Annotated in this window: 8 protein-coding genes; 3 read left to right on the plus strand and 5 right to left on the minus strand. The window is 72.5% G+C overall.

Features of this window, described 5'->3' with window-relative positions; translation table 11 throughout:
- Positions 1-33: 33 nt before the first annotated feature.
- The 5 genes from BIU91_RS14800 to mvk are packed head-to-tail and all read right to left on the minus strand — an operon-like array spanning position 34 to position 5,296.
- Positions 34-1,185 carry a hydroxymethylglutaryl-CoA synthase gene (locus BIU91_RS14800; RefSeq protein ID WP_071406098.1) on the minus strand — a complete coding sequence of 384 codons (1,152 nt, stop codon included), beginning with the start codon at positions 1,183-1,185 and terminating at the stop codon, positions 34-36.
- Positions 1,182-2,246, minus strand: a complete 1,065-nt coding sequence (locus BIU91_RS14805) for a hydroxymethylglutaryl-CoA reductase (RefSeq protein ID WP_071406099.1) — start codon at positions 2,244-2,246, stop codon at positions 1,182-1,184. The genes BIU91_RS14800 and BIU91_RS14805 overlap by 4 nt, the downstream gene beginning before the upstream one ends.
- Complete coding sequence (locus BIU91_RS14810; protein ID WP_071406100.1) at positions 2,239-3,321, minus strand: phosphomevalonate kinase; 1,083 nt, start codon at positions 3,319-3,321, stop codon at positions 2,239-2,241. Before BIU91_RS14810 ends, BIU91_RS14805 begins: the two co-directional genes overlap by 8 nt.
- On the minus strand, positions 3,318-4,319 hold the full coding sequence (gene mvaD / locus BIU91_RS14815; protein ID WP_071406101.1) for a diphosphomevalonate decarboxylase: 1,002 nt from the start codon (positions 4,317-4,319) through the stop codon (positions 3,318-3,320). The genes BIU91_RS14810 and mvaD overlap by 4 nt, the downstream gene beginning before the upstream one ends.
- On the minus strand, positions 4,313-5,296 hold the full coding sequence (mvk, locus tag BIU91_RS14820) for a mevalonate kinase (RefSeq protein ID WP_084741327.1): 984 nt from the start codon (positions 5,294-5,296) through the stop codon (positions 4,313-4,315). Before mvk ends, mvaD begins: the two co-directional genes overlap by 7 nt.
- A 104-nt stretch (positions 5,297-5,400) precedes the next feature.
- Between mvk and BIU91_RS14825 the strand changes: the two genes are divergently transcribed.
- From BIU91_RS14825 to BIU91_RS14835, 3 genes are all read left to right on the plus strand, one after another.
- A complete protein-coding gene (locus BIU91_RS14825; protein ID WP_171907850.1) occupies positions 5,401-5,877 on the plus strand; it encodes a MarR family transcriptional regulator in 477 nt (158 codons plus the stop codon).
- 101 nt (positions 5,878-5,978) lie between these two features.
- Positions 5,979-6,401, plus strand: coding sequence for an organic hydroperoxide resistance protein (locus BIU91_RS14830; protein WP_071406102.1), 423 nt, complete (start codon positions 5,979-5,981; stop codon positions 6,399-6,401).
- Positions 6,402-6,428: 27 nt separating this feature from the next.
- Positions 6,429-7,403, plus strand: a complete 975-nt coding sequence (locus BIU91_RS14835; protein ID WP_071406109.1) for a zinc-binding dehydrogenase — start codon at positions 6,429-6,431, stop codon at positions 7,401-7,403.
- Positions 7,404-7,423: the final 20 nt, after the last annotated feature.

The following is a 7,423-nucleotide window of genomic DNA, read 5'->3' on the forward strand; positions in this document are numbered from 1 at the left end:
GCCTCGTGCCGGTCCAGGACGCCTCGTGCCGGTCTAGGACGCCTCGTAGTGCCGCGCGCCGCCGCGCACGCCCGCGAACCGGAACGGTGCGGTCGTGACGCGCGGACGCTCGACGTCCTCGCTGGTGGCGGCACCCGCGGCGTGCAGCGCGCGGTACGCGTCGACCGTCAGCGGGACCCGCGCCTCGAGCAGCGACCGCACGCGACCCGCACGGCGGTGCTCGCGGTAGTCGGGCCGGACGGTGCCGGTGATGAGCTCACCGACGCTGCCCGAGCCGTAGCTGAACAGGCCGAGTCGCTCCCCCGCCAGGTCGTCGTCCAGGTCGAGCAGCGCTGCGAGCCCGATCCAGAGCGATGCCGTGTAGGTGTTGCCGGTCTGCCGGTTGTAGGTGAACCCGATCGCCAGGTCGGCCTCGTCGAACGGTGCGCCGACGTGCTGCGTGAGCTTGCGGTGCGCCTTGATCGCCATCTTGGTGAAGGGCTGGTGGTGCACGAACCGGGCGATGTCGTCGTACGCGGGGCCGCCCTGTTCCGCCAGGTCGTCCCAGGCGCCGACGAACGCGTTGACGTACGCGCTCACCGAGAGCCGACCGTCGACGAGTGCGGTGGAGCGGTCGTTCGGGCGCCAGAAGTCGTCGACGTCCGCCGTGTAGACGCCCGCCGCCGGCTCGATCTCGATCAGGTCGGGGTCGGCGGACACCAGGATCGCGGCGGCACCGGCACCCTGGGTCGGCTCGGCCGGGGTGTCGACGTCGTACCGGGCGACGTCGGCGGCGATGACGAGCACCCGCTCGTGCGGGGCGCGGGCGACGATGCCGAGTGCGAGCTGCACCGCGGCCATCCCGCCGTAGCAGGCCTGCTTCAGCTCGACCACGCGGACGGCCTTCGGCAGCCCGAGCAGGCCGTGCACGTACACGCCGGCGGCCTTCGACTGGTCGACGCCGGACTCGGTGGCGAACAGCACCGTGCGGATGCCCTCGACGCCGTGCCGGTCGATGAGCTCCTTCGCGGCGGCGGCGCCCATCGTGACGATGTCCTCGTCGGGCGCGGGCACGCTGAAGGCGTCCTGCCCGATGCCGACGTGGTACTTCGCCGGGTCGACGCCGAGCCGCTCGGCCAGGTCGTCGAGCTCGAGCACGTGGTGCCCGGTCGCGATCGCGATGTCGTGGATGCCGACGCCGGTCATGCGGCACCCCCTGCGGGCTTCGTGCCACGGCGTTCCATGGCGACGTGGGCGGCCATCAGCTCACCCGGGTTGGTCTGTGCAGCGAGGAGCGAGAGCTCCCCGCACAGGACGGTCGCGGCGCACAGGGCGGCGAGGCGCCGGGCGTTCCCGCCCGGCTCGCGGTCCTCGCGGCAGCCGAGGCGCACCAGGGCGTCCTCGACGACGGGCAGGTCCCCGCCCTTGCCGTTGCCGACCGTGCCGACGATCAGGTGCGGCAGCGAGGTCGCGAAGTACAGGTCGCCGTCGCGGTCCTCGGCGCTCGTGATGCCCTGCGAACCCTCGACGATGTTGGCGGCGTCCTGCCCGGTGGCCAGGTAGAAGCCGAGCAGCATGTTCGCGTAGTGCGCGTTCGCCGAGCGGATGGCCCCGGCGATCGTCGACCCGATCAGGTTCTTCGCGATGTTCAGCTCGACGATGCGCGCGGTGCTCGACCGCAGGCGCTTCTCGACGACCTCGCCGGGGATCACGATCTCGGCGATGGTGTTGCGGCCGCGGCCACGGATGCCGTTCACCGCGGTGGCCTTCTTGTCGGTGCAGAAGTTGCCCGACACCGAGACGTACCGCAGGCCCGGCTGCCAGTCCAGGATCGCCGGCAGCAGCTTGTCCGCCGCCTGCGTGACCATGTTGTGGCCGGAGGCGTCGCCGGTGGTGAACGCGAAGCGCAGGAACAGCAGGTCCCCGACGATCTCCGGGTGCACCTCGATGAGCTTGGCGAACCGGCTCTGCCCGGACACGATCGCGGCGAGCTCGTCCTGGCGCGCGAGGATCTGCCCCGCGGCGACGTGGGCTGCTGCGGCGCTGTCGGCACGGACCACGACGGAGCGGGTCATGCGCTCGTCGACGACGGTCGCGACGATGCCGTCCTCGACCATCCGTGAGATGCGTGCACCGCGGCCGACGGACGGCCAGAGCGGCGACTCGTAGGTGGCGAGGGGGACCTCGTGCTCCCCCTGCACGGCGTTGCCGCTGACGCGGATCGGGCCGACCCACTTGGTGGGGATCGGTGTGAGCAGGTCACTCATCGAGGGCTCCTTCTGGTGCTCGCACCGCGACGCTGAGGTGTCTGATGTCGTGCGCCTCCCAGGCGCGGTGGATGCCGGCGGGGTCGGTGTCCGCCGGGACGAGCGCGATGCCGCAGTCGCCGCCGCCGGCCCCGGACGGCTTCGCCGCCCCGCCCGCCGCCTCGACGACGTCGCAGAGGGTCGCGAGCCGCTCGGTCTCGATCTTCGACCCGACCGAGTCGCCGAGACGCTGCAGCAGCCCACGGGCGCGTCGGAGGGCACCGAGCGTGCGCTCGGCGTCGCCGGTCTGGAGGCCCGTGGTCAGGTCGTCGACGGCGCTGCGGCTCTCGTCGAGGAACGCCTGGTACCCGCCGTTGCGGTGCCGACGCACCACGTCGACGAGCTTCGTGGTGGACGCGGGCGAGCCGGTCCAGCCGACGAGCAGCTGCAGGTTCTCGGGAGCAGGCAGCCGCTGGACGTCGAAGCCGTCCCAGGCGTCGGCGTCCGTCAGGATCGCGGACACGGCGTGGTCGCCGAGCATCGCGGCGAGGCGCTCGCGGTCGGGGGCGCTGTAGCGCAGCCAGCCGCCGAACGTGCTCGCGGCGAGGTCGCCACCGGAGGCCCGGGGGTTCACCCGGATGGTGGCGAGCAGCGCGACCTGGAAACGCTGACGCTGCGTCAGGCCGATGCCGTAGAAGCGGTCGAGAGCACCGACCGTGGCGACGGTGACCGCGGCCGAGGACCCGAGTCCGAACTTCCGGCCGCTGGCGTCGTCGAGCTGGCTCTCGATGCGCAGGTCGTGGAACCGCGGGGCGATGCCGTGCTCGGCGCGGAGCTTCTCGACCAGGTCGATCGTGGCCATCACGTAGTCGTAGGGGTGGTGCTCACGGTCGAGCGCCAGGCCGTCCTCGGCACGGGTCCACGTGAGCGGCAGGTGCCCGTACTCCTCGGAGTGCACGCTGCCCGCGCCGTGGCCCTCGCGCACCTTCGCCGTGATGGCGCGGTCGAGGGCGATCAGGACGGACGGCTGGCCCGGCTCGACGACGGCATACTCGCCGGCGACGAACAGCTTGCCGTGTGCACGGAACTCGATCACTGCGCGGACTCCTTCTGGTCGGGATTGCTCCCGGTCTCTTCGGAGCGGAGCACCCGCGCGGCAGGTCCGGTGCCGGACTCGATGACGTCCCCCAGCGACGCGAGCGCCCCGGCGACGGCCGCCCGGTCCTGCGGCTTCGTGAGCACGACGACGTTCGGGCCCGCGTCGGCCGTGGCGTAGGCCTCGGTGCCGCCGGCACGCAGCTCGGCGACGGCGTCGAACACGGCGACGCTGCGGGCGTTGAGGTAGCGGATCGGCGGGAACGCGCCCTCGATCGTCGCGTGCATCCGGAGCGCGTTGCTCTCGGTGATCTCGCCGATGCGGGTGAAGTCGCCGCCCGCGCAGGCCGTGAGCATGTCGCCGACGGTCTCGGTCGTCGAGGTCACCCAGGCCGGGTAGAAGGGCGACGTCGCGATGGTGCGGCGCATGGCCTCGCGCGACCCGATCGGCTTCGGGCCGGCGTCGATCGTGACCACGACCATGGCCATCGGCGGAGCGGGGATCGGCTCGGCGAAGGAGCCCTGGTCGTCGCCGGCGTGCCAGACGGCGACACCGCCGGGGATCGAGCGCGTGGCCGAGCCGGAACCGCGACGGGCCAGACGGGACAGGTCGCGCGGCGACAGGTCGAGGCCGTAGGCCGCGGCGGCGGCGGTCGCCAGGGCGGCGAAGCCGGACGCGCTCGAGGCCAGCCCGGCACCGGTCGGGACGGTGTTCTCGGACACCACCGACGCCCGCTCGGACGACCCCGCGAGCTCGCGCACCAGGTCGAGGAACTGCTGCACGCGCACCAGCGCACCGTCGTCGACGACGTGACCGTTCAGCGTGAACGCGTCACGGGCCTCCCGTCCGCCGTCCACCGTGACGGTGGTCGTCGTCGGGAACACGTCGAGCCCCATCGAGACGCTGCCCGTGGCGGGCAGCGCGAGCTGCGCGTCCGCCTTCCCCCAGTACTTGACGAGGGCGATGTTGGGGTGCGCGACGGCGGTGGCTGTCAGCAAGCGCGGGCTCCGATCGTGGTGGTCCAGGTGGCTGCGGCCCCTGCGCCGCGGAGTGCGGCCGCGATGCGGTCCGCGTGGTCGTCGTCCGCGGCGAGCGCGAGGACGCACCCGCCCCGCCCGCCGCCGGTGAGCTTCGCGCCGAGGGCGTCCGCAGCACGTGCGGCGTCGACGAGCCGGTCCAGGTCGTCACTCGACACGTCGAGTGTGCTGAGCAGGTCGTGCGCGGCGTCCATGGTGGCACCCAGAGCCTGGACATCGCCGTCCTCGAGTGTCCCCCGTGCCCGACGGGCGAGCGCACCGATCCGGTCGATCACGGCGCCGACACCGACCGGGTCCTGGTCGTGGCGGGCGCGGACGGCCGAGACGGCCTCGCGGGTATGCCCGGGGACGCCGGTGTCCGCGACGACGAAGGTGAACCGGGCGCCGAGCGTGACGGGTTCGATCTGCCCGCCCTCGAACCAGACCGGCGCGGACGCGACGACGCCCCGGGCGTCGAGGCCGGACGGTCGGCCGTGGGCGACGCGCTCGCACTCCTGGATGAGCTCGTGGTGTGTCTCGACGTCGAGGGTCTCGCCCAGGGCGTCGGCGACGGCGGCGGTCACGGCCGCGGCGACCGCGGCACTCGAGCCCATGCCGCGGGCGGTCGGGACCTCGCTGTCGACCCGGACGTGGAAGTGGCGGTCGGTGACCCCGAAGTGGCGCAGGGTCGCGGTGACGGCGGTGACGGTCGGCATCACGGCCGCGGGTGCGAGGTCGAGGGGGCCGGTGTGCACGGTCGACTGCAGGCTGTGACCGGGCTGCTCGGCGTCGGCGGCGACCGGGGTGACCGTCGCCACGACCCGTGCGTCGAGCACCGGCAGGACGAGAGCGGGTGCGCCGTAGACCACGGCGTGCTCACCGATCAGGATCGTCTTGCCGTGGGACGACGCCGATCCGTTGCCGGGGGTCGTGGTGTTGTCGAGGTCGCTGCTGCTCATCTTGGGTCACGTCAGCCTAACCGTCCGGGTCGTCGGCGTGTTCGTCAGCTGGGCATCCGCTGCATCGAGTTGTGCACAACTTGGTTGCGTGACAGTGTGGACGCATGCCCGTGACCGACGAGATGGTGTGCTTCTCCCTCTACGCGGCGTCCCGCGCCACCACGCAGGCGTACCGCTCGATGCTCGAACCCTGGGGTCTGACGTACCCGCAGTACCTGGTGCTCGTGACCCTGTGGGTCGAGGGCGACCAGACCGTCTCGAGCCTCGGCGAACACCTGCAGCTCGACTCCGGCACCCTCTCGCCACTGCTCCGCCGCATGGAGCAGAGCGACCTGGTCCGCCGCGAGCGCCGCAGCACCGACGAGCGCGTCGTCACCGTGACGGTGGGCGAGCGCGGCCGCGAACTGCGGTCCGAGCTGAGCGGCATCCCCGCGCGCATCGCCGCAGGCATGGGCCTGGCCGACGAACGTGCCGCCGCCGAGCTCATCGCGACGCTGCACCGGCTGACCGAGACGATGCACGCGGCGGCCGAGCACGACGCCGCTGGCGCTGACGCCGGCGGTGGCGCCGTTTCGCGCTGAGCGACACCGCACGGCCACGTGCGCCCGTGAACTGTCGCTGAGCGCGAGAGCACGCCGCACACCCCCGAACTTCACGATCCGCCCCACAAGGAAGGAACCCCATGGAAACCCTCTACACCGCCGAGGCCCTGGCCACCGGCGAAGGCCGCAACGGCCACGTCGCCACGAGCGACGGCACGGTCGAGTTCGACCTCGCCATCCCGAAGGAGATGGGTGGCTCCGGCAACGGCGCCAACCCCGAGCAGCTCTTCGCCGCCGGCTACGCCGCCTGCTTCCACTCCGCACTGCAGGGCGTCGCCCGCAGCCAGAAGGTGAAGATCACCGACTCGTCCGTCGGCGGTCGCGTGTCGATCGGCCCGAACGGCAACGGTGGCTACCAGCTCGCCGTCATGCTCGAGGTCGTCATCCCCGGCCTGGAGCACGACCAGGCCCAGGCCCTCGCCGACGCCGCCCACCAGGTCTGCCCGTACTCGAACGCGACCCGCGGCAACATCGACGTCACCATCGTCGTCTCGGAGGACTGACCCATGAGCACCACCACCCCCACCACCATGCGCGCCGTCGTCCACGAGACGTTCGCCGAGCCCGCCGACGTCCTCGAGGTGCAGGAGCGCCCCGTCCCGACGCCCGGCGCCGGCGAGGTCCTCGTCCGCACGGTCCTCTCCCCCATCCACAACCACGACCTGTGGACCGTCCGCGGCACCTACGGCTTCAAGCCGGAGCTCCCCGCCGCCTCGGGCACCGAGGCACTCGGCGTCGTCGAGGCCCTCGGCGAGGGCGTCACGAACCTGCAGGTCGGCCAGCGCGTCGCCGGCGGTGCCTTCGGCGTCTGGGCCGAGTACTACACCGCGAACGCCGCCGGGCTCGTCCCGGTGCCGGACGCGATGACCGACGAGGCCGCCGCCCAGCTCGTCTCGATGCCGTTCAGCGCCATCAGCCTGCTGCACTCGCTCGACCTGCACGAGGGCGACTGGATCATCCAGAACGCCGCCAACGGTGCGGTCGGTCGCATGGTCGCCCAGCTCGGTGCCGCCCGCGGCATCAACGTGATCGGACTCGTCCGTCGCGCCGCCGGTGTCGACGAGCTCCGCGAGCAGGGCATCGAGCGCATCGTCGCCACGGACGCCGACGACTGGCAGGACCAGGTCGCCGCGATCACCGGTGGCGCCCCGATCATCGCCGGCGTCGAGTCGGTCGGTGGCAAGGCCGCCGGCGACATCGCCTCCGTGCTGGGCGAGAACGCCACCCTCGTCGTCTTCGGCGCGATGGCGTCGCCGACGCTCGAGATCCCGTCGGGCAAGGTCATCTTCGGCCAGCTCACCGTGAAGGGCTTCTGGGGCTCCGTCGTCAGCAAGACGATGCCGGCCGAGACGAAGGGGCAGCTCTTCGGTGAGCTCATCACCCGCGTGCTCGACGGCTCGCTGACGCTCCCCGTCGCCGAGACCTTCGCCTTCGAGCAGGTCCGCGACGCCGTGCGCGCCAGCGACACCGCCGGCCGCGTCGGCAAGGTGCTCCTGCGCCCGTAGCGCGCCCACAGGACGGACGG

Origin of the sequence: Curtobacterium sp. MMLR14_002 (assembly GCF_001864975.1) — a bacterium.
GTDB classification, from domain to species: Bacteria; Actinomycetota; Actinomycetes; order Actinomycetales; family Microbacteriaceae; genus Curtobacterium; species Curtobacterium flaccumfaciens.